This window comes from Stutzerimonas sp. C6.4V (assembly GCF_058536345.1).
This window is the reverse complement of sequence record NZ_JBZUBM010000001.1, coordinates 2,201,121-2,226,481: the sequence shown is the minus strand read 5'-3', so window position 1 is coordinate 2,226,481 and position 25,361 is coordinate 2,201,121. Positions and strand designations below refer to the sequence as shown.

The window sequence follows — 25,361 nt, the reverse complement described above, 5'->3', positions numbered from 1 at the left end:
CCCAATGTCCAAGGAAAACCCCAGCGACGTCATCCGTGCAAGAGATGTGAATGCCTTCGATCGCTGGGCCCTGCCGAGCTTCGATCCGGAGGACGATCAGGCAGAAGAGCCTGACGCGCAAGCCGATGACGATCAGGCCGAAGAGTTGGCGCACAGCGAAGACGTCCCGCTCGAGGAAGTCAAGCCGCTGACGCTCGAAGAGCTCGAAGCGATTCGTCAGGAAGCCTACAACGAGGGTTTCAGCACGGGTGAAAAAGATGGCTTTCATGCCGGTCAGCTCAAGGCCCGGCAAGACGCCGAAGCGGCTCTGACGCCAAAGCTGGGTAGCCTGGAGAAGCTGATGACTCAGCTGCTCGAGCCCATCGCTGATCAGGACCGCAATCTGGAGCACGCCATGGTCACCCTGGTCAGCCAGTTGGCGCGAGAGGTCATCCAGCGCGATCTGCAGATCGATTCAAGTCAGATCCGCCAGGTGCTTCGTGATGCCTTGAAGCTCTTGCCGATGGGGGCGAACAACGTGCGGATCTACATCAACCCGCAGGATTTCGATCTGGTCAAGGCCATGCGCGAGCGCCACGAAGAAACCTGGCGGATCATCGAAGACAGCGACCTGCTGCCCGGTGGCTGTCGCATCGAGACCGAACAGAGCCGCATAGACGCCAGCGTCGAGACACGGCTGGCCAAGGCGATAGGCCAGTTGTTCGACCAGCAGCGCGAAAACGCTACCAGTCCGCCAGAGCCGGACTTGCTTGTCGATCTCGACTCGCAAGCGGAGCAGCCCGATGCGCCTTGAACGCACCAGTTTCGCCAAACGCTTCGAAGCCTATGGCGAGGCCATCAAGCTACCCAGCCAACCGATACTCGAGGGCCGCCTGTTGCGCATGGTCGGCCTGACGCTCGAGGCCGAAGGGCTTCGTGCTGCGGTCGGCAGCCGCTGCCTGGTCATCAACGAAGACAGCTATCACCCCACCCAGGTGGAAGCGGAAGTCATGGGCTTTGCCAGCGGCAAGCTCTACCTGATGCCGGTCGGCAGCCTTGCCGGCATTGCCCCGGGCGCACGGGTCGTGCCCCTGCCGAACACCGGCCGCCTGCCCATGGGCACGTCCATGCTTGGCCGGGTACTCGATGGCGCCGGGCGTGCGCTCGATGGCAAGGGCGGGATGAAGGCCGAGGATTGGGTGCCGATGGATGGGCCGGTGATCAACCCGCTCAAGCGCCACCCGATCAGCGAGCCACTTGACGTAGGCATTCGCAGCATCAACGGCTTGTTGACGGTCGGCCGCGGCCAGCGTCTGGGTCTGTTCGCCGGCACCGGTGTGGGCAAGTCGGTGCTGCTCGGCATGATGACGCGCTTCACCGAGGCGGACATCATCGTGGTCGGCCTGATTGGCGAACGCGGCCGTGAGGTGAAAGAGTTCATCGAGAACATCCTTACCGAGGAAAGCATCAAGCGTTCGGTGGTAGTGGCCTCGCCTGCCGACGATGCGCCGCTGATGCGGCTGCGCGCCGCCATGTATTGCACGCGCATCGCTGAATACTTTCGCGACAAGGGCAGGAACGTGCTGCTGCTGATGGACTCGCTGACACGTTTCGCCCAGGCCCAGCGCGAAATCGCGCTGGCGATTGGCGAGCCGCCGGCGACCAAGGGTTATCCACCTTCGGTCTTCGCCAAGCTGCCGAGCCTGGTGGAGCGCGCCGGCAACGCCGAGGCGGGCGGTGGCTCGATCACCGCGTTCTATACGGTGCTGTCCGAAGGCGATGACCAGCAGGACCCGATCGCCGACGCCGCGCGGGGGGTGCTGGACGGCCATTTCGTGCTGTCTCGCCGCTTGGCCGAGGAAGGGCATTACCCGGCCATCGACATCGAAGCGTCCATCAGCCGGGTCATGCCGCAGGTGGTCAGCCCCGAGCACATGCGCAACGCGCAACGTTTCAAGCAGCTGTGGTCGCGCTATCAGCAGAGCCGGGACCTGATCAGTGTCGGCGCCTACGTGCCCGGAGGCGATCCCGAGACCGACCTGGCGATTGCGCGGCAGGCGGAGATGGTGCGCTTTCTCAGACAGGGGCTGAACGAGGCTGAAGACCTGGCCAGGAGCGAGGTCTCGTTGACCGGCGTGTTCAATCCGAAAGCGGCGGGCTAAGCCTTGTCGGCAAGCCGTGCGGTGCGTCTGGCACCTGTCATCGACATGGCCGAACGTGCCGAGCGCGACGCGGCGCGCCTGTTCGGCCAGGGTCAGGCGCAGATCGCCCAGGCCGAAGCCAAGCTCGACGAGCTGCGCCAGTATTTCGGCGACTACCAGCAGCAATGGATGAGCCAGGGCAGCCAGGGTGTGTCCGGACAGTGGCTGGTGAACTACCAACGTTTCCTGTCGCAACTCGAATCTGCCATTGCCCAGCAGCAGCGTAGCGTCGACTGGCATCGCAACAATCTCGACAAGCTGCGCGAGCAGTGGCAACAGCGACGCGCGAGGCTCGACGGGTTGCGCAAACTGGTCGACCGATATCTGCAGGAGGCCCGAACAGCCGCCGACAAGCGCGAGCAGAAATTGCTAGACGAATACGCACAACGGCTTGCCGGGCGGCCAAAACAGGATTGATGCTTGCTGCGCGTGGGTTTGGGTGCTAAATCTTGATCAGCTTCTTTGCGACAGCACAGCTGGACATCGAGGCCGCAGGCGCAGGCATAAGGCGCCAACCGGCGGAGCCAGCGCCAATCCAGCAATACACGACAGCCGCGGCAAAAGGCCACGACCTCGTCAGGATTAGGAGTGCTACATGACCATCAGTTCCCAGCTATCGGCAGATGGACAAGAGCTGACCATTACCATCCAGGGGCGTTTCGACTTTAACGCCCATCAGGCTTTCCGCGACGCCTACCAGCGCGTCGATTGCACTCCACAGCGCTACGTGGTCGACCTCAACGGCGCGACCTACCTCGACAGTTCGGCACTCGGCATGCTGCTCCTGCTGCGCGACCATGCTGGCAGCGACAAGGCCAACATCCGCCTGATCAATTGCAATCCGGACGTTCGCAAGGTGCTTTCGGTCTCGAATTTCGAACAGTTGTTCGTGATCGCCTGAATGCCTCGTCGGCTCTGCATACTCATCGCCGAGGATGGCGCGGCCGATCGCATGCTGCTGGCGACAATCGTCGGGCGCCAGGGGCATCGTGTCCTGACCGCAGCGAACGGCGCCGAGGCAGTGGAACTGTTCGAACGCGAACGCCCTCAGCTGGTCCTGATGGACGCGCTCATGCCGGTGATGGACGGTTTCGAAGCGGCGCAGCAGATCAAGCAGCTGGCGGGCAACGAGCTGGTGCCGATCATCTTTCTCACTTCGCTGACCGAAAACGAGGCGCTTGTCCGCTGCCTTGAAGCGGGGGGCGACGACTTCATCGCCAAGCCCTATAACCCCATCATTCTCGAAGCCAAGATACAGGCGATGCACCGCCTGCGCCGCCTGCAGGCCACGGTGTTGGAGCAGCGTGACCTGATCGCCCGGCGCAATCAGCAGTTGCTCGACGAACAGCGGGCGGCCAAGGCCATTTTCGACAAGGTTGCCCACGCCGGCTGCCTGAACGCACCAAACATTCGTTACCGCCAGTCGCCGCGGGCGCTGTTCAACGGTGACCTGCTGCTCGCCGCGCAGGCGCCAGCCGGGCGGATGTTCGTGCTTCTCGGGGACTTCACCGGCCACGGGCTGCCTGCCGCGATCGGTGCCATGCCGCTTGCCGAGACCTTCTACGGGATGACTGCCAAGGGCTATTCGAGCAGCGACATCCTTCGCGAAGTCAATGCCAAGCTGAAGCTGATCCTGCCGGTGGAGATGTTCTGCTGCGCTACCTTTCTGGACATCAATCTCAAGCAGGGCGTGCTACGTGTCTGGAATGGTGGGCTGCCGGACGGTTACCTGCTCAAGGGCGACGCTACGCGCGTCACACTTCCATCCAGGCACCTGCCGCTGGGTGTAGTCGACGCGAGTGCTTTCGACGATCGGTTCGACAACCTGCCGATTGCCGTTGGTGACCGGTTGCTGCTGTTGTCCGATGGAGTGCTGGAAAGCCGTAACGAGGAGGAGGTGTTGTTCGGTGAGCAACGGCTTCTGGCGGTGCTCGATGGCAATGCCCGATCCGAGGCACTGCTGGAAGAAATCCAGCTGGCCCTACAGGCCTTCCACGGTCAATTACTTGACGACCTGAGCCTGGTCGAGGTGAGCCTGACGGCCGACATGGCCGCATTGGATGAAAAGCCCTCTGGTGTTTTCCCCCTCGGTGCCCAGCCCACGCGGCCGATGAACTGGGCGGCAAGCTTCGAACTGCGTCCCGACAGCCTGCGCACCTCGAACCCCTTGCCACTGCTCATGCAGCTGATCTTGCAGATTCCACCGTTGCGCCACCGGGCCGGGACGGTCTATACGGTGCTGACCGAGCTATATACGAACGCACTGGAGCACGGTGTGCTGCTGCTCGACTCCTCGCTCAAATGCGATGCCGAAGGTTTCGCTCGTTACTACCAGGAGCGAATGCAACGGCTCGACGCGCTCAGCGAAGGATTCGTCGCGATTGATCTGGACACCAGGTCGGACGGCCTCACCGGCTACCTGCGTATCGACATGCGCGACAGCGGCCCCGGCTTCGACGTGCAGCGCACGCTGAACAAGCAGTATTGCGCCGAATGCCTCGGCGGCCGAGGGCTGCGCATGGTCCGGCAACTCAGTGAACGGTTCTACTGGTCGCCGGACGGGAAGGGCGTGAGCGTGGAGTTCCATTGGAGCGCTCATGCATAATCCGAACTTTTTGCCGGGAGCACACCATGGCCGAACATCTCGACAGTCGGGTTCTGGCAACCCTTCAGGAGGTGATGGAGGCCGAGTACCCAGTGCTTCTGGAAACCTTTCTGGTGGATTCCGAAGAGCGCGTGCGCCTGCTTCAGGCGGCCTGCCTGAGCGGCGAGGCCGAACAGCTTCGCCAGGCGGCACACAGCTTCAAGGGCAGCTGCAGCAACATGGGGGCCTTGATGCTGGCGGAACTTTGTCGCCAGGTTGAAGAGGCGGCGCGCCGTGGGCAGCTTGCCGATGCGCCGGAACTGATCGGATGCATCGAGCGGGAGTTCGCCATCGTTCGTATCCTGTATCGTGCCGAACGCCAGCGTTTCAGAGCTCCGCGCTGAAAATCGGTCAGCCGACCAAGCCCCTCTTCGTCCTGTTTGCAGTGGACAATATGGTCGTTCGGCGACGATGGCCCGCCATTTGCTTAAGGCAGTTTACGTCCCAATCCTCCTTGGAAAGACACATGGCCGTTTCCCCCGATCTATTGCTCAACATCAAGGCGCCCGCCACTGCTGCAAAGGCAGCCGGCCAGACATCCAAGCCGGCCGCGCAACCCAGTCGTGACGAGCCTTCCAGCTTTGCCAATGTCTACGCACGGGAACGTCAGGCGAAGCCCGCCGAGCGCTCCGAGCCCGCTGCCAGGCCGGTCCGCGACAAGCCGGTCAGCGAAAAACCAAGTCAGGAAACCGCCGAAGCGGATGGCAGCGACAAGCCTGCGGTTGCCGAAGCCGGCAAGGAATTGCCTGTCGACGGCGTCACGGCAGAGTCAGAGGATCTCGTCGAGGCCGAAGAAGCCGAGCTGGACCCTCTGCTGTTGCTGGGGCTAGGCGACAGCGCCCAACCCGCTCCCGATCCGCTGCCCCTGTCCTTGCCAACCGGTAGCGAGTTCCTGGCGGGCCTTCCGCAGGCACAGGCGGCAGTAGACGAAGCCGATGGCGAGTCTGAAAAGCCGCTGCTTGGTCAGCGTTCGGTAACAGGCACCCTGTCAGTGGCAGAGAAAGCCCTCGCGGCTCAGGCAGCCACGCCGGACAAGAACGTTGCAGACACCGAGCCGCTCGCGACGACGGCACTGCTGGGCGAAGAGTTCACTGGCGAGGAGGGCGCTGACTCCGGGAGCGAGGAAGACTTCGGCACGCTGCTCGAACAGCTCGATGTTCCCAAGGAGAGCCGCAGCGCCGCGTCGGACGCCGTGCTGAATCGCCTCAACCCGCTTACTCAGGCCATCGCCCAGCAGAACCTCCAGGCTCAACAGATTCAGCGACCTGCGCTGGTACCCGGTCAACCCGTGCAGATCCAGCAGTCCGGCTGGAGCGAGGCGGTAGTCGATCGGGTGATGTGGCTGTCCAGCCAGAACCTCAAGTCAGCCGAAATCCAGCTGGATCCGGCAGAGCTTGGGCGTATGGAGGTGCGCATCGATATGAACAAGGACCAGACCCAGGTCACCTTCCTCAGTCCCCATGCAGGGGTGCGTGACGCCATCGAAGGCCAGATGCACCGCTTGCGGGATATGTTCGCGCAGCAGGGCATGACCATGGACGTCAACGTGTCGGATCAGTCGCTTGCACGTGGCTGGCAAGGACAGGGTGGGGGCGAGTCCAGAGGCAACGGCGGCCGTGGCGGATCGGCTGGCGCCGAGGAGGAAGTGGTACGAGGCAGCGTAGAGATCAGCAGCAGCCGAGCCAGTGGTGATCGAGGGCTGGTGGATTACTACGCCTGAGGCCATCGTTCATAGTTCATGGATCATGCGGTACGCCGATGGCCCGTCAGTCATCCGGTCGGCGGTGAGAGTCGTTTACGGCTACCGGTCGCTGCCCGATACTTTGGCACAGCAGTTGCTCCCACCTCTGCGCGAACGCGTAAACACACGCAAGATGACGGAAATTTGGCATGGCTAAGAAACAGGGTCCACCGGACGTGGCGAGCCCCGGCGCGCCGGCGCCCGCCGGCAAGGGCAAGCTCAAACTGATCATCCTGATAGTGGTCGGTCTGCTGCTGGCTGTCGGCCTGTCAGTGGGCGGCACGTTCTACTTCATGAACAAGGCCGGATCGGACGATGATCATGGCGACGAGGCGGCGGCAGCGGAGTCGGCGGTGCCGCAGCGTCAGGCGGCGGTCTATGAGGTGCTGATGCCGGCCTTCGTGGTCAACTTCAGCAATGGAGGCGGGCGTCAGCGCTATATGCAGGTCAGCGTAGCGCTGATGTCGCGTGATCAGGCCGCACTCGACGGGCTGAAGGAACACATGCCGCTGTTGCGCAATCAACTGGTCATGCTGTTCTCCAGCCAGGATTTCGCCAGCCTGATAACACCGGTCGGCCAGGAAATGCTGCGGCAGAAGGCCACCGCCGCCGTACAGGAGCTGGCGCAGAAGGAAGTCGGCACACTCGCTATCGAGCAAGTGCTTTTCACCAATTTCGTATTGCAATAGGGAAGGTTCTAGATGGCTGTTCAAGACCTGCTCTCACAAGACGAGATCGACGCGCTCCTGCACGGAGTCGATGACGGTCTTGTCGACACCGAGAGCGATTCCGAACCGGGCAGCATCAAGAGCTATGACCTGACCAGCCAGGACCGTATCGTCCGTGGCCGTATGCCGACGCTGGAGATGGTCAACGAGCGTTTTGCTCGCTATACCCGTATCAGCATGTTCAACCTGCTGCGGCGCTCGGCCGATGTCTCGGTAGGTGGCGTTCAGGTGATGAAGTTCGGTGAATACGTACATTCGCTGTACGTGCCGACCAGCCTCAACCTGGTAAAGATCAAGCCATTGCGCGGTACCTCGCTGTTCATCCTCGATGCCAAGCTGGTGTTCAAGCTGGTGGACAACTTTTTCGGCGGTGATGGGCGTCATGCCAAGATCGAAGGGCGGGAATTCACGCCCACCGAACTGCGTGTGGTTCGGATGGTTCTGGACCAGGCCTTCATCGATCTTAAGGAGGCCTGGCACGCCGTGCTCGACGTCAATTTCGAGTTCGTCAATTCGGAGGTGAACCCGGCGCTGGCCAACATCGTCAGCCCCAGCGAGGTGGTGGTGGTTTCGACCTTCCACATCGAGCTGGAAAGTGGCGGCGGGGATTTCCACGTGACCATGCCGTACTCCATGATCGAGCCGATCCGGGAAATGCTCGACGCCGGATTCCAGTCGGATGTGAGCGACCAGGATGAGCGCTGGATCAATGCGCTGCGCGAGGACGTTCTCGATGTGAATGTTCCGCTCAGTGCCACGGTCGTGCGGCGTCAACTCAAGTTGCGCGACATTCTCAACATGCAGCCGGGTGATGTGATTCCGGTGGAAATGCCCGAAGACATGATCATGCGCGCCAACGGCATGCCGACCTTCAAGGTCAAGCTGGGCGCGCACAAGGGCAACCTGGCCCTGCAGGTGCTTGAATCCGTTATGCGACCACGTTGATTCAGCCCACATTCAATTACCAGCCGGTCGAGGATTAGCGATGGCAGACGAATTCGAAAACACTTCCGCTGAAGAGCAGGCCCTGGCCGATGAGTGGGCTTCGGCACTGGCCGAGGCGGGCGATGCCAACCAGGACGACATCGACGCGCTGCTCAATCAAGGCCCCGCGGTTGCACCAGCTCCTCCGCGGGCTCCGTTGGAGGAATTTGGCAGCAGCCCCAAGGGCTCGGCATCGCAGGCCGGTCTCGAGGGACCCAACCTGGACGTGATCCTGGACATCCCGGTATCCATCTCGATGGAGGTTGGCAGTACGGAAATCAGCATTCGCAACCTGTTGCAGCTCAACCAGGGCTCGGTGGTCGAACTCGACCGGTTGGCCGGGGAGCCGCTGGACGTGCTGGTCAATGGCACCTTGATCGCTCATGGCGAGGTGGTGGTGGTCAACGAGAAGTTCGGTATCCGTCTCACTGACGTGATCAGCCCGAGCGAACGCATCAAGAAGCTGCGCTGATGCGAGCCCTGCCGTTGGTTTCGCTGCTGCTGGCATTGCCGGCAATGGCCGCAGAGCCCGCTGCCAGCATGAGCAGCACTGGCATGGGCGCGCAGATGACCAAGCTGTTGCTCGGCCTGCTGCTGGTGATCGGCCTGATATTTCTGCTCGCCTGGTTGCTGCGCAGGATGCAGCAGCTCAATCCGCGTAGCAATCAGGCCATCAAGCTGATTTCGACCCAAGCGCTGGGGCCGCGTGAACGGCTGGTCCTGGTGCAGGTCGGCAGCGAACAGGTGCTGGTTGGCCTGAGCGCCGGTCGCATCACACCCTTGCACGTGCTCAAGGAACCGGTGCATCTACCGGATGCCGAGCCCGCCAACCCGGAGTTTGCCCAGCGGCTGATGGAGCTGCTCGGGCGGGACCAGAAGGACAAGCCCTGATGTTCCGATTGTTGTTGGCGGCCCTGCTGATCCTGGCCGCCCCGTTCGCCGTGGGCCAGGATGCTGGAGGGTTGATCACCCAGGGCGACAATCCTTTGTCGATACCGGCTATCACGCTCAGCACGGATGCCGAAGGTCAGCAGGAGTATTCGGTCAGCCTGCAGATCCTGCTGATCATGACGGCGCTGAGCTTCATTCCTGCCTTCGTCATGCTGATGACCAGCTTCACCCGCATCATCATCGTGTTCTCGATCCTGCGCCAGGCGCTGGGTTTGCAGCAGACACCGTCGAACCAGATCCTGGTCGGGCTGACGATCTTCCTGACGCTGTTCATCATGGCGCCAGTGTTCGAGCGGATTAACAACGAGGCAGTACAACCCTATCTGAACGAGCAGTTGTCGGCGCCGGATGCGATCGCTCGCGCCGAAATGCCATTGAAGAATTTCATGCTCGCGCAGACACGCGAGAGCGATCTGGAGCTTTTCGTACGGCTGTCACGGCGAACTGATATCCAGACTCCGGATGCCGCGCCGCTGACCATTCTCGTCCCGGCTTTCGTGACGTCAGAGTTGAAAACGGCGTTCCAGATCGGCTTCATGATCTTCATTCCGTTTCTGATCATCGACATGGTGGTTGCCAGCGTACTGATGGCGATGGGGATGATGATGTTGTCACCGCTGATCATTTCCCTGCCGTTCAAGATCATGCTGTTCGTACTGGTCGACGGCTGGGGGCTGATCATCGGGACGCTCGCCAGCAGTTTCGGCACGCTTTAGGGGGGCGCCATGACACCTGAAGTCGCGGTTGACCTGTTTCGTGAAGCGCTCTGGATGACAGCCATGATCGTCGCGGTGCTGGTTGTCCCGAGCTTGCTGGTCGGCCTGGTGGTGGCCATGTTCCAGGCTGCCACTCAGATCAACGAACAGACCCTGAGCTTCCTGCCGCGTCTGTTGATTATGCTGGTAACGCTGATCTGGGCCGGGCCCTGGCTGGTCCGGGAGCTGATGGAATATACCCAGGGCCTGATCCAGAACATTCCGCTGATCATCGGGTAACCGCCTTGCACTTTCCCGCCCATGCCGAGACCGGCAACTGTGCTTGAACTCAGCGATGCCCAGATCGGCGCCTGGGTGGCCCAGTTCCTGCTGCCCCTGTTTCGCATAGCAGCCATGCTGATGAGCATGCCGATCATTGGCACGCAGCTGGTGCCCATGAGGGTGCGCTTATACCTGGCGGTGGCCATTGCCGTCGTGCTGGTGCCGGGCCTGCCGGCGGTGCCGGTGGTCGAAGCGCTGAGCGGCCAGGCGCTGGTGCTGATCGCCGAACAGATACTCATCGGCGTCATGCTGGGCTTCGTGCTGCAGTTGTTCTTCCAGGTATTTATCGTCTCGGGCCAACTGCTGGCGATGCAGATGGGCCTGGGGTTCGCCTCCATGATGGACCCGGCCAACGGCGTGTCCGTGCCGGTGATCGGGCAGTTCTTCAACATGCTGGTGATCCTGCTGTTCTTCGCCATGAACGGCCATCTCGTGGTGCTGGAAATTCTCACCGAAAGCTTCGTCACCCTGCCGATCGGCGGCTGGCTAGTGGGCACCAATCATTTCTGGGAAATTGCCGGCAAGCTCGGCTGGGTGCTGGGCGCCGGCCTGCTGCTGGTGCTGCCGGCGATTACCGCGCTGCTGGTGGTGAACCTGGCGTTTGGTCTGATGACCCGCGCCGCGCCGCAGTTGAACATCTTCTCGATCGGCTTCCCGCTGACCCTGGTGCTTGGCCTGGTCATCGTGTGGATCGGCATGGCCGACATCCTTGCCCAATACCAGACATTCGTCAGCGAAGCGCTGGCGATGCTCCGCGAACTGATCGGCCTTCGCTGATGGGCGCGAACATCCTTTCACAGCTGCCGGAGGCCACGCATGGCTGAGAGCGAAAGCGGTGCCGACAAAAGCGAGGAACCCACGGAGAAACGCCTCCGTGAATCCCGCGAAAAAGGCCAGCTGGCCCGCTCCCGCGAGCTGAACACGGTGGCGGTGACCCTGGGTGGCATTGGCGGATTGCTGGCGTCCGGAGGCAGCCTGGCGGGCAGCCTCATGGCGATGATGCAGGGCAGTTTCGAACTCAGCCGTGAAATGCTGATGGACGAGGGTGCGATGGTCCGGTTGCTGATGAGCAGCGGCATGATTGCGCTCGAGGCCATCATGCCGCTGCTCATCGTGCTGATGATCGTCTCGATCATCGGACCGATTTCCCTGGGCGGCTGGCTGTTTTCAGGCAAGGCCATGGCGCCCAAGTTCAGCCGGATGAATCCCGGGCCCGGCCTGAAACGCATGTTCTCAACCAAGGCGCTTATCGAGCTGCTGAAGGCGCTGGGCAAGTTCCTAGTGGTGCTGCTCGTGGCGCTGGCGGTACTCGGCGCCTATCAGGACGACCTGTTGTCCATTGCCAAGCAGCCGTTGGACCTGGCCATCATGCACAGCGTGGAAGTGGTGGGCTGGTCGGCCCTGTGGATGGCCTGCGGGTTGATCCTGATTGCGGCGGTCGACGTACCTTTCCAGCTCTGGGACAACAAGCAGAAGCTGATGATGACCAAGCAGGAGGTACGCGACGAGTACAAGGACAGCGAGGGCAAGCCCGAGGTCAAATCGCGGATCCGCCAGCTGCAGCGCGATGCGGCCCAGCGCCGGATGATGCAGGCGGTACCGGACGCCGACGTGGTCATCACCAACCCGACCCACTTTGCCGTGGCGCTCAAGTACGACGGCAGCAAGGGCGGGGCGCCGATGCTGGTGGCCAAAGGCGGAGATTTCGTCGCGCTGAAGATTCGCGAGATCGCTCAGGAGCACAAGGTAACGGTGCTGGAATCGCCAGCGCTGGCACGCGCTGTCTACTATTCCACGGAACTGGACCAGGAGATTCCTGCCGGTCTTTACCTCGCCATCGCGCAGGTACTGGCGTATGTCTATCAACTACGCCAGTACCGCAGCGGCAAGGGCAAGCGGCCTGATCCACTGGGCAACCTGCCGATACCGCCCGATCTGCGAAGGGATGAATAAGGTGGGCTGGAAGCCTGAAGCCTGAAGCCATCCAGCCTCCAGCCGCTTGTTACTCGATCACTCCACACGCCACGCGAGCACCGCCGCCGCCCAGCGGCTGGGGGTTGTCGGAATAATTGTCGCCACCTTCATGGACCATCAGTGCGTGGCCCTTGAGATCACCCAGACTCTTCAGGCGCGGCGCCAGCACAGGCTGCTTGGCGTTGCCCTCGGCATCTACAATCAGGACGGGCAGGTCGCCCATATGGCCGTCGCCCCAGGGTTCGCCGTGCTTGCCTGTATTCTTCGGATCCCAGTGGCCACCAGCGGCAACGGCAGCCGCCTGCTTGCCATCTTTCTCCGCCGGCTGACAGCTGCCGTTGGCATGCACGTGGAAGCCATGCGCGCCAGCGTTCAACCCGGAGAGATCCGGGCGAAATACCAGGCCTTCATCGGTACTCTCGATCTTCACGGTGCCGACGGAGCTGGCGACGCCCTGGTCGTTGACCTTGTTCATGTCGACCGAAAGGGTTTCAGCCTGCACGCCGATCGCGGCGCAGCTAGCCATTGCGGCAATTAACCACTGTTTCATAACGCGCTCCTGTTTGATTGAACGAGGGCGGCGTCACACCACCCGTCGAAGTGTGACTGCCCCAGCCTAGGCAGGTTCGATCACTGCAGCCCTGGCGATGACCGTTTCGACTGCGGCAAAACTGGACCCCTTCTTGCTATAGCCCGGACAGGGCGCGTTTTGCGTCAATTCTTTGGTTCTGTCTGTCGGGGTCTACGTGGATCGCACGCAACTCATCAACTTTCGCAATGGCCTGACCGGGGCGGGTCGCGGGAACCTCGGCGTGCCGCTGCTGTTGCTCGTGATGATGGGCATGATGATGTTGTCGGTGCCGCCGTTCCTGCTGGATCTGCTGTTCACCTTCAACATCGCCTTGTCGATCGTCGTGCTGCTGGTCAGCGTCTATGCGTTGCGACCCCTGGATTTCGCCGTGTTTCCGACGATCCTGCTGGTCGCGACCCTGATGCGACTGGCCCTGAACGTGGCCTCGACGCGGGTGGTGCTGATCCATGGTCACGATGGGGGTTCCGCCGCCGGACATGTGATCGAGGCCTTCGGCAACGTCGTGATCGGCGGTAACTATGTCGTCGGTATCGTCGTTTTCGCGATCCTGATGATCATCAACTTCGTCGTGGTGACAAAGGGTGCCGGCCGCATTTCCGAGGTCAGCGCACGCTTCACCCTTGATGCGATGCCAGGTAAGCAGATGGCGATCGACGCCGACCTCAACGCCGGTCTGATCGATCAGGCAGAAGCCAAGCTGCGTCGCGTCGAGGTCGCCTCCGAAGCGGATTTCTACGGTTCGATGGACGGTGCGAGCAAGTTCGTGCGCGGTGATGCCATCGCCGGTCTGTTGATCCTGTTCATCAACCTTATCGGTGGCGTTGCCATCGGTATGGCGCAGCACGGCATGAGCTTCAGCGAGGCGGGGCAGGTGTACGCCCTGTTGACCATCGGTGACGGTCTGGTGGCACAGATCCCGTCGCTGCTGCTGTCGACCGCTGCAGCCATCATGGTGACTCGTGTAACCAGTTCCGAGGACATGGGGCAGCAAGTCAATCGTCAGATGTTCGCCTCGCCCAAGGCGCTGGCGGTATCTGCTGGCATCATGATCGCCATGGGCCTCGTACCGGGCATGCCACACATGTCCTTTCTCGGCCTCGGCGCGGTCGCTGCTGGCGGCGCCTACTGGATCTGGCGTCGACAAAACCAGGTCAAGCAGCAGGCCGAGCAGGAAGTTCAGAAGCAGCAGGAGACCCTTCCGGCACAACGTGCCGCAGAAACCAAGGAGCTGGGCTGGGATGACGTGACGCCCGTGGACATGGTCGGCCTGGAGGTCGGTTATCGGCTGATTCCTCTGGTCGACCGCAACCAGGGCGGGCAACTGCTGGCGCGGATCAAGGGTGTGCGCAAGAAGCTGTCCCAGGATCTGGGGTTCCTGATGCCATCGGTGCATATCCGCGACAACCTTGACCTGCTGCCCAACGCGTATCGTCTGACGCTCATGGGTGTGAGTCTGGCCGAGGCCGAGGTGTATCCGGATCGGGAACTGGCGATCAATCCCGGTCAGGTCTTCGGGCCGCTCAACGGCATTGCCGCCAAGGATCCGGCCTTTGGACTGGAAGCCGTGTGGATCGAGGCCAGCCAGCGAGACCAGGCGCAATCGCTCGGCTACACGGTGGTCGACGCGAGCACTGTGGTCGCCACCCATCTCAACCAGGTGTTGTACAAGCACGCCCATGAGCTACTGGGGCATGAAGAGGTTCAGCAATTGCTGCAGCTGCTTGCCAAGAGCTCGCCCAAGCTTGCCGAAGAGCTGGTGCCAGGCATGATTTCCCTGTCGACACTGCTCAAGGTGTTGCAAGCGCTGCTGCAGGAGCAGGTGCCGGTGCGGGACATCCGAACCATCGCCGAGGCCATCGCTAACGTCGCCGCAAAGAGTCAAGATCCCGCCGCGATGGTCGCTGCGGTTCGTGTGGCCTTGTCCCGTGCAATCGTGCAAAACGTTGTGGGGCTTGAGCCGCAGCTGCCTGTCATCACTCTTGAGCCTAGGTTGGAACAGATATTGCTCAACAGTCTTCAGAAGGCAGGACAGGGCTCGGAAGATGGCATTCTCCTCGAGCCGGGAATGGCCGAAAAGTTGCAACGTTCTCTGGTGGATGCGGCACAGCGTCAAGAAATGATGGGTAAGCCGGCGATTTTGCTGGTGGCAGGTCCGGTTCGCGCGATGCTGTCGCGCTTTGCCCGACTGGCCGTACCGAACATTCATGTCCTGGCCTATCAGGAAATACCGGATAACAAGCAGGTCACCATCGTTTCGACGGTGGGTCAGAATTAACCGAGGGTACAGGCCATGCAGGTCAAACGTTTCTTCGCAGCCGATATGCGGATCGCCATGAAAATGATCCGCGACGAACTGGGCGCCGATGCCGTGATCACGGGAAACCGCCGTGTCGCTGGCGGCGTCGAGTTGACTGCTGTGCTTGATTACCCGATGGAGACGGTGCCAAAGCAGCCGAATCCGGCCCTTGAGAGCGAATTGCGCAAGACTCAGGCGCGCATCGCCACAGCCCATGCCGAGCTCAGCGCACCGCGTCCACAGGCCGTTCAGGACCGTCAATTGCTTGATGAGAAACCTGCCGCCGCGGCTCGGCCAGCACCTGCTACTGCTACCGCGACGGATTCGCGGGCGATGGAGGCCATGCAGTCAGAACTGCAAGGGCTGCGTGAGTTGATCGAAATGCAGCTCGGCTCGATTGCCTGGGGACAGGAGCAGAGCCGCCGCCCTCAGCAGGCGGGTCTCTGGCGCCGCCTGCAGCGCATCGGGCTGCCTGCCGATCTGTCGCGTGCCCTGCTCGAAAAGGTAGCCGGTGTCGCCGAGCCGCGACAGGCGTGGCGGATGCTGCTGGCGCATCTGGCACATGCCATCAAGGTTACGGAGGCCGAGCCGCTGGAAGCGGGCGGCATCATTGCTCTGGTCGGTCCGGCGGGTGCCGGAAAAACCACCACCCTGTCCAAGCTGGCGGCACGCTATGTGCTCAAGCACGGGCCGCAAAGCATTGCCCTGGCAAGTATGGATAATTACCGCATCGGTGCGCAGGAGCAGCTCAAGACCCTCGGTCGTATCCTCAATGTGCCGGTCCTCCAGATCGATCCCGGCCAGCCGTTGAGCAAGACCCTCGAGTCGGTGGCCCGCAAACGCCTGATTCTCATCGACACGGCCGGTCTGCCGGCAGGCGACCCGATGATGCGCAAGCAACTCGAAGCACTGGCTGACCGGGGTATCAAATCGAAGAATTACCTGGTGCTGGCCGCGACCAGCCAGAGCCAGGTGCTCAAGGCTGCGTGGCACAACTACCGGCGTTGTGGGCTGGCTGGTTGTATTCTGACTAAACTGGATGAGGCCGGTAGCCTTGGAGATGTCCTTGGGCTCACGATCAGCCAGCATATGCCGATAGCCTACCTCGCTGATGGCCCGCGCATCCCTGATGACCTGCACCTTCCTCGCAGCCACCAGCTCGTGAGTCGGGCGGTGAGTCTGCAATCAGAGGAGGCGCCCAGCGAGGAGGCGATGGCTGACATGTTTTCCGAGCTCTACAACGGTTCACGGAAGGTCGGATGAACGCACCGGCCTTTCACACAGACAAAGATGACGCGTTCACGCTGAACGCATCGATGGCCTCCGGGCCCCAGCAAGATATAGGCGTGTAAACATGGGTATGCATCCCGTACAGGTGATTGCGGTGACCGGCGGCAAGGGTGGCGTCGGCAAGACCAACGTGTCGGTCAATCTGGCGCTGGCTTTGGCCGATCTCGGGCGGCGGGTGGTTCTGCTCGATGCTGACCTGGGGCTGGCCAATGTCGACGTACTCCTTGGTCTGACGACCAAGCGCACGCTGGCCGACGTCATTTCCGGCGAATGCGATCTTCGCGATGTGCTGATTCAGGGGCCGGGCGGCGTGCGCATCGTTCCGGCCGCTTCCGGTACGCAAAGCATGGTCCAGCTGTCGACCCTGCAGCACTCGGGGCTGATCCAGGCATTCAGCGACATTGGCAGCGATGTCGACGTCCTGATCATTGACACGGCGGCCGGTATCGGCGACGGCGTGGTGAGTTTCGTCCGCGCCGCGCAGGAAGTGCTGCTGGTGGTGACCGATGAGCCGACCTCGATCACCGATGCCTACGCGCTGATCAAGCTACTCAATCGAGACTATGGCATCAGCCGCTTCCGGGTTCTGGCCAACATGGCCCATGCGCCCCAGGAAGGCCGTAACCTGTTCGCCAAATTGACCAAGGTGACGGAGCGTTTCCTGGACGTGGCGCTGCAGTACGTCGGCGCGATCCCCTACGACGAGGCGGTTCGAAAGGCCGTGCAGAAGCAGCGCGCCGTGTACGAGGCCTATCCGCGAGCGAAGTCTTCACTGGCCTTCAAGGCAATTGCACAGAAGGTCGATACCTGGCCGCTACCGGCAACGCCGCGTGGTCATCTGGAATTTTTTGTGGAGCGCCTGGTCAGGCCCGCCTCAGAGCCTAACGAACAATAGCGGCTGGACTCGGTATGTATTACAGCAAAGCTCAGGCTAAAGACGCTCAATACCAGCTCATCGATCAGTACGCGCCGTTGGTCAAGCGCATCGCCTACCACCTCCTGGCGCGCTTGCCGGCGAGCGTGCAGGTCGATGACCTGATGCAGGCGGGCATGATCGGTCTGCTCGAGGCGTCCAAGAAGTACGATTCCGGCAAAGGCGCCAGTTTCGAGACCTACGCAGGCATCCGCATTCGAGGTGCGATGCTCGACGAAGTGCGCAAGGGTGACTGGGCGCCGCGCTCGGTTCACCGCAACTCGCGCATGGTCAGCGAGGCGATTCGCACAATTGAAGCCAAAACCGGTCGCGACGCTAAAGATCATGAAGTTGCGGCCGAACTTAAATTGAGTCTCGATGAGTACTACGGCATTCTGGGCGACACCCTGGGCAGCCGCCTGTTTAGCTTTGATGACCTGCTGACGGAGGGCGAGCACGGGGAGTTCGGCGAGGAAGCCGCCAGTGCACATCCGGAACCGTCTCGTGATCTCGAGGACGAGCGTTTTCAGCAAGCCCTGGCCGATGCGATATCGAACCTGCCGGAGCGTGAAAAACTGGTGCTTTCGCTGTACTACGACGAAGAGTTGAACTTGAAGGAGATCGGCCAGGTTCTGGGCGTCAGCGAATCGCGGGTGAGCCAGCTGCACAGCCAGTGCGCGGCGCGTCTGCGAGCTCGCCTCGGCGAGTGGCGTGCCCGCTAGCAGCCGGTTTGCATAACGCATTTCGAGGCCGCTTTTTACGAGCTTCATTCACGGAGCCCGCCATGAACCGTGAGCGGGCGCTGGGGATTTCGGGATTTACGGAGGTGTACTTGGACAAGAACATGAAGATTCTCATCGTCGACGACTTCTCGACAATGAGACGGATCATCAAGAATCTCTTGCGTGATCTGGGCTTTACCAACACGGCCGAGGCCGATGACGGTACTACCGCGCTGCCGATGCTCAAGAGTGGCAGTTTCGACTTTCTCGTCACCGACTGGAACATGCCCGGCATGAGTGGCATCGATCTGTTGCGCGCAGTGCGTGCCGATGATCGTCTGAAGCATCTGCCGGTATTGATGGTGACTGCCGAAGCCAAGCGCGACCAGATCATCGAGGCAGCACAGGCAGGCGTAAACGGCTATGTGGTCAAGCCATTCACGGCTCAAGTGCTCAAAGAGAAAATCGAAAAGATTTTCGAGCGCGTCAACGGCTGAAGTAACGCCGCGAGGGCACTATGACGCAAACAGACCAAAGCCTTGCAGAGTTCGAAGCGACTCTGAAGGCCCATGCACCCCAACTGATTGAAAGCCTGCAGCAAGGCCGCTTCGACGACGCTGCGCAGATGTTCAACGAGCTTAATCAGGCCCGCAATCTGGGTCTCTATCATGAAGTCGGAAAGCTCACCCGCGAACTGCACAACGCCATCGTCAAGCTGGAGATGGATACCTGTGCCGCTGGTGGAGACCCATCACCGATCACAGACGCCACCGACCGGCTGTCCTATGTGGTGGAAATGACCGAGAAAGCGGCAAACCGCACCATGGATCTGGTCGAGGAGTCAGCGCCGCTGGTCAACTACGTAAGCTACGAAGCGCAAAGCCTGACGGCCGACTGGCAGCGCTTCATGCGTCGTGACATGAACGCCGAACAGTTCCGCGACCTGGTCAAACGCATTGACCAATTCCTCCAGCGGACCATGAACGACGGCAGCCAGCTCTCGCAGAATCTCAGCGAAATCATGCTGGCCCAAGACTTCCAGGATCTCACCGGCCAGGTGATCAAGCGGGTGACCCGTCTGATAACCGAGCTTGAAAGCAACCTGCTGAATCTGGTGCTGATGGCCGGCCAAGTCGACCGTGTGGCCGGCATAAAGCACGATCATGCAGAGCTGCTCGCCGAGCAGGAAAAGAAAAAACAGGAAAAAGCGACTTCCAACGGTGAAGGTCCGCAGATGCATGCCGATATACGTGAGGATGTCGTATCCGGGCAGGACGATGTCGATGATCTGCTTTCAAGCCTGGGCTTTTAGGGGAAGGTGAATATGAGCTTCGACGCCGATGAAGAAATCCTCCAGGACTTCCTGGTTGAGGCCGGCGAGATTCTCGAACTATTGTCAGAGCAACTGGTGGAGCTGGAGAGCAGCCCCGACGACGCCGCGTTGCTCAATGCGATTTTTCGCGGTTTCCACACGGTAAAGGGCGGTGCCGGTTTCCTCCAGTTGCACGAGCTGGTCGAGTGCTGTCACATCGCTGAAAACGTCTTCGACATCCTGCGCAAGGGTGAACGACGCGTCGACTCGGAATTGATGGATGTCGTGCTGCAGGCGCTGGACGCCGTCAATGAAATGTTCAGCCAGGTGCGTGAGCGCACTGAGGTCACTCCGGCTTCGCCTGAACTGCTCGCAGCGCTGGCGCGTCTGGCTGAGCCGGCCGGTGCGGATGCGCCTGTTGCCGTGCCTGACGTTGCTGTTGTCATGCCCGAGCCCGAGTTGGCCACCGCCGACAATGAATTCGAACAGTTTCTCGGTGCGCTCGACAATGCCGCTGCGGTAAGCCCTGCTGTTGGCGACGGCGGCGACGAAATCACTGATGACGAGTTCGAATCGCTGCTGGACCAGTTGCACGGCAAGGGGCAGTTCGTTGCAACCCCGGTGACCGAGGCAGCGCCTGCAGCCGCTGCGCCTGCGCCCAGCGATGAAATTACCGACGAAGAATTCGAGGCATTGCTCGACCAGTTGCATGGCACTGGACAGTTTTCCGAGCCGGTTGCTGGCCCCGCTGCCGAGCCCGCCGTCGGAGCTGGCCCTGCGGCGGTCAGCGGTGATGAGATCACCGACGATGAATTCGAAGCGCTGCTGGACCAGCTTCACGGCAAGGGCAAGTTCGAGCCGGAGGCCGCGGCTGCAGTCGCTGTCACCGCCCCCGTCAACAAGCCGGCCGCTTCTCCGGCAGCCCAGAACATCGCTTCGGCAAAGCCAGCCGCGACACCGGCCAGCAAGCCGGCTGCAGCACCGGCGAGGTCAGAACCTCCCAAGCCCGCCGCTGCCCCGGAAAAACATGCAGCTGAAGCGGAAACCACCGTAAGGGTCGACACCGCACGGCTCGACGAAATCATGAACATGGTCGGTGAGCTGGTGCTGGTGCGTAACCGTCTGGTGCGCCTGGGCTCCAACAGTGGCGACGAGGCCATGGCCAAGGCGGTATCCAACCTCGACGTAGTGACGGCCGACTTGCAGAGCGCGGTGATGAAAACGCGCATGCAGCCTATCAAGAAGGTGTTTGGTCGCTTCCCCCGGCTGGTCCGGGATCTGGCGCGCAGCCTGAAGAAGGAGATCAACCTCGAGCTGGTGGGCGAAGAGACCGACCTCGACAAGAATCTTGTCGAAGCGCTGGCCGACCCGTTGGTGCACCTGGTGCGCAACTCGGTCGACCATGGCATCGAAACCCCCGAGGAGCGCGAGGCGGCAGGCAAGCCGCGCACTGGCCGCGTAGTCTTGTCAGCCGAGCAGGAAGGCGATCACATCCTGTTGCAGATCACCGACGATGGTAAGGGCATGGATGCCAATGTTCTGCGTGCCAAAGCCGTTGAGAAAGGGATGCTGGAAAGGGACGCGGCCGATCGCCTGAGCGATCTGGAATGCTACAACCTGATTTTTGCGCCGGGTTTCTCAACCAAATCCGAGATCTCCGATGTCTCTGGGCGCGGCGTCGGCATGGACGTGGTGAAGACCAAGATTTCCCAGCTGAATGGCACCGTCAACGTCTTCTCCAGCAAGGGGCAGGGGTCGCGGGTGGTCATCAAGGTCCCGCTGACGCTGGCTATCATGCCGACCCTGATGGTCATGCTGGGCAACCAGGCGTTTGCCTTCCCCTTGGTCAGCGTGAACGAAATCTTCCACCTCGACCTGTCGCGAACCAACGTGGTCGATGGGCAGGAAGTGGTGGTCGTGCGCGACAAGGTGCTCCCCCTGTTCTACCTCAAGCGCTGGCTGGTTCGGGGCGCCGCCCAAGAGGAACAGCGCGAGGGCCACGTCGTTATCCTCAGCGTCGGCAACCAGAGCATCGGCTTCGTCGTCGATCAGCTGGTCGGTCAGGAAGAGGTGGTGATCAAGCCGTTGGGCAAGATGCTTCAGGGCACCCCGGGTATGTCCGGTGCAACCATCACCGGTGACGGGCGCATCGCCCTGATCCTCGATGTTCCGAGCATGCTCAAGCGTTACGCGCGCCGGGTCTGATCAGCTGGGCAGCGGTCCTGTTTGGGATTGCTGCCGCTAGGAGTGTTTTATGGCAGTCAAGGTCCTGGTAGTGGATGATTCGGGCTTCTTTCGTCGCCGCGTTTCGGAAATTCTTTCGTCCGACCCGAATATCCAGGTGATCGGTACTGCTACCAATGGCCGTGAGGCGATCGACCAGGCAATGGCGCTCAAGCCCGACGTCATCACCATGGATTACGAAATGCCGATGATGGACGGTATCACCGCCGTCCGTCAGATCATGCAGCGTTGTCCGACCCCGGTCCTTATGTTCTCATCGCTCACCCACGAAGGCGCTCGTGTCACGCTGGATGCTCTTGACGCCGGCGCGGTGGATTTCCTGCCGAAGAATTTCGAAGATATTTCACGCAACCCGGACAAGGTCAAACAGTTGCTTTGCGAAAAGATCAACAGCATTTCGCGCAGCAACCGTCGTTACAGCAGTTATCCTTCCGCTGCGTCACATACTGGCGCTCCGGCCCCTCGCAGCGTCAGTCCGACAGCGGCTTCCCCGGCAACGTCGCGTAGTACGCAAACCCATGCGACGGCGCATGCGCCCGCACCCGCGTTGCCGGCACCGCGTCGCAAGTCGTATCGGCTGGTTGCCATCGGTACTTCGACTGGCGGGCCTGTGGCGCTCCAGCGCGTGCTGACTCAGCTGCCCGCCAGCTTTCCGGCGCCCATCGTGCTTGTCCAGCACATGCCTGCCGCCTTTACCAAGGCCTTCGCCGAACGGCTGGACAAGCTATGCAGCATCCGCGTCAAGGAAGCCGAAGACGGTGATCAGTTGCGACCGGGCCTTGCGCTGCTCGCCCCCGGAGGCAAGCAGATGATGGTCGATGGTCGCGGCACGGTGCGCATCCTGCCTGGTGATGAGCGCTTGAACTACCGGCCCTGCGTGGACGTGACCTTTGGCTCGGCGGCCAAGGCCTACCATGACAAGGTCCTGGCGGTAGTGCTCACGGGCATGGGAGCCGACGGCCGTGAAGGTGCGCGCATGCTCAAGCAATGCGGCAGTCAGGTGTGGGCGCAGGACGAGGCCAGCTGCGTCATCTACGGAATGCCGATGGCGGTTACAAAGGCGAATCTCAGCGACGCCGTGTACAGCCTGGATGACATCGGCCGGCACCTGAGCGAGGCGTGTATCTGATGGATGTGCTCAGCCTTATCGGGCTGGTCCTTGCATTCGTCGCCATTGTCGGGGGGAATTTTCTCGAAGGTGGTCACGTCTCGGCACTGCTCAACGGGCCTGCAGCCTTGATCGTGCTGGGCGGAACCCTGGGTGCCGTCCTGTTGCAGACGCCAATGGCTGTGTTCATGCGCGCCATGTCGATCATCAGCTGGATTTTTTTTCCGCCGCGCATCGACCTTGCACGCGGGATCAGCCTGGTCACCGGCTGGAGTGCCACGGCGCGCAAGGAGGGACTGCTGGGTCTGGAGCCGATCGCCGAAATCGAACCCGATCCCTATGCGCGCAAGGGACTGCAGCTGCTGGTCGATGGCGCTGAGCCCGAGGTGATCCGCAGCATTCTCGAGGTCGATCTGTATACCCAGGAAACCCGTGATCTTCGTGCGGCCAAGGTCTTCGAGAGTATGGGCGGTTACTCGCCGACGGTGGGCATCATCGGGGCAGTGATGGGGCTGATTCACGTTATGGGCAATCTCGCCGACCCCAGTCAGTTGGGTAACGGCATTGCAGTGGCGTTTGTTGCGACCATTTATGGGGTCGCCTTTGCCAACCTGCTTGCATTGCCCATTGGCAACAAGCTCAAGAGCGTCGTTCAGAAGCAGACCGCCTACCGCGAGATGCTGCTCGAAGGGGTGTTGTCGATCGCCGAAGGGGAAAACCCACGCTCGATCGAGATGAAACTCCAGGGCTTCATGGACTGAAAACAGCTGACTGCATCAGTCCGCTGCCGATAGAGAATCAAGCATGAAAGCCATCATGACCTGCATCGCCATCCTTCGGACAGGTGCCTTCGTGTATCGGGGCGTCGCTGCGGCCGGCTGCTGCAAACCGTCGTCCGGGAGCCTTTGAGCATGGCTCGCCGCAGGTCGCATGAGGAGCCGGAGAATCATGAGCGCTGGCTGGTCTCCTATGCCGATTTCATCACGCTGTTGTTTGCTTTTTTCGTGGTGATGTATTCGATCTCGTCGCTCAACGAAGGTAAATACAAGATTCTCTCCGACTCGCTGGTAGGTGTGTTCAACCAGCCGGACCGTGCGATCAAACCTATTCCAGTCGGGGAAGAGCGCCCCCGTGCTGGCCAGGCGGATCCCGATATCAGCGAGGGCGTGCAGTCGGGCCATGAAATGCCGGTCGATCCGCTGGACAGCATTGTGCGCAGCATGCGCGCAGCCTTTGCCGATCTCATCGGCACGAACCAACTCACGGTGCGCGGCAATGAGCTATGGGTGGAAATAGAACTGAGTTCCGGCTTGCTTTTCCCCAGTGGCGACGCGCTGCCCAATGACCAGGCCTTCGCCATTCTCGATAAGGTGGCTAGCATCCTGGCGCCCTTTGACAACCCTGTTCACGTGGAAGGCTTCACCGATAACCTGCCGATCAGCACCGACAAATTTCCGACTAATTGGGAGTTGTCTGCCGCACGTGCCGGCAGCGTGGTACGCATGCTGGCAGCGGGAGGCGTCGAGCCTTCGCGTCTGGCTGCGGTTGGCTACGGTGAGTTCCAGCCGATCGCCGATAACGCGACGGCAGAGGGGAGGGCGCGAAATCGTCGGGTCATCCTGGTTATTTCGCGCAACCTCGATGTGCGGCGCAGCGTCACCGGGATGGGAAGTGGCAATGCCAGGGCAGCAGCCCAGGCTGGCATGTAAAGTGCACCGCATCTGGCTCAGCAGATGCCGCGTGCGGCATCGTCAAATCCCCGTCGCCGGCTGAGCCGACGCGGCAGTTCCCGGTTTGGTTCGATCCGGATGGAAGACGAGTTATGAGAGTCTGGGCTGTAGCCAATCAGAAAGGGGGGGTGGGGAAAACCACAACCTCCGTTGCCCTTGCCGGTTTGCTGGCCGATTCCGGCAAGCGGGTCGTGGTGCTTGATCTCGATCCTCACGGATCGATGACCAGTTATTTCGGTCATGATCCCGATAACATCGACAGAAGTGTCTTCGATCTCTTCCAGCACCAGGGATCGGTGCCCGAAGGATTGCCCTGGCAGTTGCTGCAACCGACCAGCCATGAGCGCATATCGCTTCTGCCGTCCAGTACCGTGCTGGCAACACTGGAGCGGCAGTCTCCGGGGCAGAACGGCCTGGGCCTGGTGATTGCCAAGAGCCTGTCTCAGCTCTGGCAGGACTTCGACTACGCCGTCATCGACAGTCCGCCTTTGCTTGGTGTGCTGATGGTCAATGCATTGGCCGCCAGCCAGCAGCTGATCATTCCGGTACAGACCGAGTTTCTTGCCCTTAAGGGTCTGGAACGGATGGTGAGCACGCTGTCCATGATCAACCGCTCACGCAGACAGGCGCTGCCCTACATCATCGTCCCGACCATGTTCGACCGGCGCACCCAGGCGTCGATGAACACTCTCAAGGTGTTGCGCAACGGATACCAGGCCAACCTCTGGCAGGCCTTCATTCCCATCGATACGCGCCTGCGCGATGCAAGCCTCGCGGGGACAGTGCCGTCCCGTTACGATGCCAACAGCCGTGCTGTTCTCGCCTACCGCGCCTTGCTCAAGGCGGTACTGGCGTCCCAGGCATCGCCAGAGGTGGCCTGAATGTCGACGACGTACGGGCGTACTGACCATTCAA

General features: G+C 61.3%; 27 protein-coding genes. 26 read left to right on the top strand and 1 reads right to left on the bottom strand.

The annotated features are described in order from the left end of the window. Nucleotides 1-4 precede the first annotated feature (4 nt). The 15 genes from fliH to flhB all read left to right on the top strand — a co-directional run bounded on the left by fliH (nt 5) and on the right by flhB (nt 12,218). Entirely contained in the window at nt 5-793 is a 789-nt protein-coding gene (gene fliH / locus AC4LFW_RS10435) for a flagellar assembly protein FliH (protein ID WP_491818980.1), read from the top strand. Then, entirely contained in the window at nt 783-2,141 is a 1,359-nt protein-coding gene (gene fliI, locus AC4LFW_RS10430; protein ID WP_491818979.1) for a flagellar protein export ATPase FliI, read from the top strand. The genes fliH and fliI overlap by 11 nt, the downstream gene beginning before the upstream one ends. Before the next feature lie 3 nt (nt 2,142-2,144). Further along, the gene (gene fliJ / locus AC4LFW_RS10425) at nt 2,145-2,597 is read left to right on the top strand and encodes a flagellar export protein FliJ (protein ID WP_491818978.1); all 453 of its coding nucleotides are present in this window, start codon (nt 2,145-2,147) and stop codon (nt 2,595-2,597) included. A gap of 178 nt (nt 2,598-2,775) precedes the next feature. Beyond that, entirely contained in the window at nt 2,776-3,081 is a 306-nt protein-coding gene (locus AC4LFW_RS10420; protein WP_491818977.1) for an STAS domain-containing protein, read from the top strand. Further along, nucleotides 3,082-4,785, top strand: a complete 1,704-nt coding sequence (locus AC4LFW_RS10415; RefSeq protein WP_491818976.1) for an ATP-binding SpoIIE family protein phosphatase — start codon at nt 3,082-3,084, stop codon at nt 4,783-4,785. A gap of 26 nt (nt 4,786-4,811) precedes the next feature. Continuing rightward, nucleotides 4,812-5,168, top strand: coding sequence for an Hpt domain-containing protein (locus AC4LFW_RS10410; RefSeq protein ID WP_491818975.1), 357 nt, complete (start codon nt 4,812-4,814; stop codon nt 5,166-5,168). Between the two features lie 122 nt (nt 5,169-5,290). Then, nucleotides 5,291-6,544, top strand: coding sequence for a flagellar hook-length control protein FliK (locus AC4LFW_RS10405; protein ID WP_491818974.1), 1,254 nt, complete (start codon nt 5,291-5,293; stop codon nt 6,542-6,544). A gap of 170 nt (nt 6,545-6,714) precedes the next feature. Then, the gene (gene fliL / locus AC4LFW_RS10400; RefSeq protein WP_491818973.1) at nt 6,715-7,254 is read left to right on the top strand and encodes a flagellar basal body-associated protein FliL; all 540 of its coding nucleotides are present in this window, start codon (nt 6,715-6,717) and stop codon (nt 7,252-7,254) included. 12 nt (nt 7,255-7,266) lie between these two features. Further along, the gene (gene fliM / locus AC4LFW_RS10395) at nt 7,267-8,238 is read left to right on the top strand and encodes a flagellar motor switch protein FliM (protein ID WP_491818972.1); all 972 of its coding nucleotides are present in this window, start codon (nt 7,267-7,269) and stop codon (nt 8,236-8,238) included. 40 nt (nt 8,239-8,278) lie between these two features. Then, on the top strand, nt 8,279-8,749 hold the full coding sequence (fliN, locus tag AC4LFW_RS10390; RefSeq protein WP_491818971.1) for a flagellar motor switch protein FliN: 471 nt from the start codon (nt 8,279-8,281) through the stop codon (nt 8,747-8,749). Next, nucleotides 8,749-9,168 (top strand): flagellar biosynthetic protein FliO, encoded by a 420-nt coding sequence (gene fliO / locus AC4LFW_RS10385; protein ID WP_491818970.1) that lies wholly within the window; start codon nt 8,749-8,751, stop codon nt 9,166-9,168. The genes fliN and fliO overlap by 1 nt, the downstream gene beginning before the upstream one ends. Further along, nucleotides 9,168-9,944 carry a flagellar type III secretion system pore protein FliP gene (gene fliP, locus AC4LFW_RS10380; protein WP_491818969.1) on the top strand — a complete coding sequence of 259 codons (777 nt, stop codon included), beginning with the start codon at nt 9,168-9,170 and terminating at the stop codon, nt 9,942-9,944. The genes fliO and fliP overlap by 1 nt, the downstream gene beginning before the upstream one ends. Before the next feature lie 9 nt (nt 9,945-9,953). Then, complete coding sequence (fliQ, locus tag AC4LFW_RS10375; protein WP_491818968.1) at nt 9,954-10,223, top strand: flagellar biosynthesis protein FliQ; 270 nt, start codon at nt 9,954-9,956, stop codon at nt 10,221-10,223. A 39-nt stretch (nt 10,224-10,262) separates the two neighbouring features. After that, on the top strand, nt 10,263-11,042 hold the full coding sequence (fliR, locus tag AC4LFW_RS10370) for a flagellar biosynthetic protein FliR (RefSeq protein ID WP_491818967.1): 780 nt from the start codon (nt 10,263-10,265) through the stop codon (nt 11,040-11,042). Nucleotides 11,043-11,081: 39 nt separating this feature from the next. Next, entirely contained in the window at nt 11,082-12,218 is a 1,137-nt protein-coding gene (gene flhB, locus AC4LFW_RS10365) for a flagellar biosynthesis protein FlhB (RefSeq protein WP_491818966.1), read from the top strand. Nucleotides 12,219-12,267: 49 nt separating this feature from the next. Here flhB and sodC read toward each other — a convergent pair whose 3' ends face one another. Further along, nucleotides 12,268-12,789: a superoxide dismutase [Cu-Zn] SodC gene (sodC, locus tag AC4LFW_RS10360; RefSeq protein ID WP_491818965.1), complete on the bottom strand. Its 522-nt coding sequence runs from the start codon at nt 12,787-12,789 to the stop codon at nt 12,268-12,270. Between the two features lie 196 nt (nt 12,790-12,985). On the opposite strand from sodC, the gene flhA reads away from it, so the two are divergent. From flhA to AC4LFW_RS10305, 11 genes are all read left to right on the top strand, one after another. Continuing rightward, nucleotides 12,986-15,106 (top strand): flagellar biosynthesis protein FlhA, encoded by a 2,121-nt coding sequence (gene flhA / locus AC4LFW_RS10355; RefSeq protein WP_491818964.1) that lies wholly within the window; start codon nt 12,986-12,988, stop codon nt 15,104-15,106. Between the two features lie 15 nt (nt 15,107-15,121). Further along, nucleotides 15,122-16,390, top strand: coding sequence for a flagellar biosynthesis GTPase FlhF (flhF, locus tag AC4LFW_RS10350; protein ID WP_491818963.1), 1,269 nt, complete (start codon nt 15,122-15,124; stop codon nt 16,388-16,390). A gap of 91 nt (nt 16,391-16,481) precedes the next feature. Next, complete coding sequence (gene fleN, locus AC4LFW_RS10345; protein ID WP_491818962.1) at nt 16,482-17,312, top strand: flagellar synthesis regulator FleN; 831 nt, start codon at nt 16,482-16,484, stop codon at nt 17,310-17,312. Between the two features lie 14 nt (nt 17,313-17,326). Further along, entirely contained in the window at nt 17,327-18,052 is a 726-nt protein-coding gene (gene fliA / locus AC4LFW_RS10340; RefSeq protein WP_491818961.1) for an RNA polymerase sigma factor FliA, read from the top strand. 122 nt (nt 18,053-18,174) lie between these two features. Further along, nucleotides 18,175-18,549, top strand: a complete 375-nt coding sequence (locus tag AC4LFW_RS10335) for a chemotaxis response regulator CheY (protein WP_243604701.1) — start codon at nt 18,175-18,177, stop codon at nt 18,547-18,549. Nucleotides 18,550-18,569: 20 nt separating this feature from the next. Further along, nucleotides 18,570-19,364 carry a protein phosphatase CheZ gene (locus AC4LFW_RS10330; RefSeq protein WP_491818960.1) on the top strand — a complete coding sequence of 265 codons (795 nt, stop codon included), beginning with the start codon at nt 18,570-18,572 and terminating at the stop codon, nt 19,362-19,364. A 12-nt stretch (nt 19,365-19,376) separates the two neighbouring features. Beyond that, nucleotides 19,377-21,569 carry a chemotaxis protein CheA gene (locus AC4LFW_RS10325; RefSeq protein WP_491818959.1) on the top strand — a complete coding sequence of 731 codons (2,193 nt, stop codon included), beginning with the start codon at nt 19,377-19,379 and terminating at the stop codon, nt 21,567-21,569. Nucleotides 21,570-21,618: 49 nt separating this feature from the next. After that, the gene (locus AC4LFW_RS10320; RefSeq protein ID WP_491818958.1) at nt 21,619-22,737 is read left to right on the top strand and encodes a protein-glutamate methylesterase/protein-glutamine glutaminase; all 1,119 of its coding nucleotides are present in this window, start codon (nt 21,619-21,621) and stop codon (nt 22,735-22,737) included. Beyond that, a complete protein-coding gene (locus AC4LFW_RS10315) occupies nt 22,737-23,477 on the top strand; it encodes a flagellar motor protein (RefSeq protein ID WP_491818957.1) in 741 nt (246 codons plus the stop codon). The genes AC4LFW_RS10320 and AC4LFW_RS10315 overlap by 1 nt, the downstream gene beginning before the upstream one ends. 150 nt (nt 23,478-23,627) lie before the next feature. Further along, nucleotides 23,628-24,425, top strand: a complete 798-nt coding sequence (gene motD / locus AC4LFW_RS10310) for a flagellar motor protein MotD (protein ID WP_491818956.1) — start codon at nt 23,628-23,630, stop codon at nt 24,423-24,425. Between the two features lie 113 nt (nt 24,426-24,538). Continuing rightward, on the top strand, nt 24,539-25,327 hold the full coding sequence (locus AC4LFW_RS10305; protein WP_491818955.1) for a ParA family protein: 789 nt from the start codon (nt 24,539-24,541) through the stop codon (nt 25,325-25,327). Nucleotides 25,328-25,361: the final 34 nt, after the last annotated feature.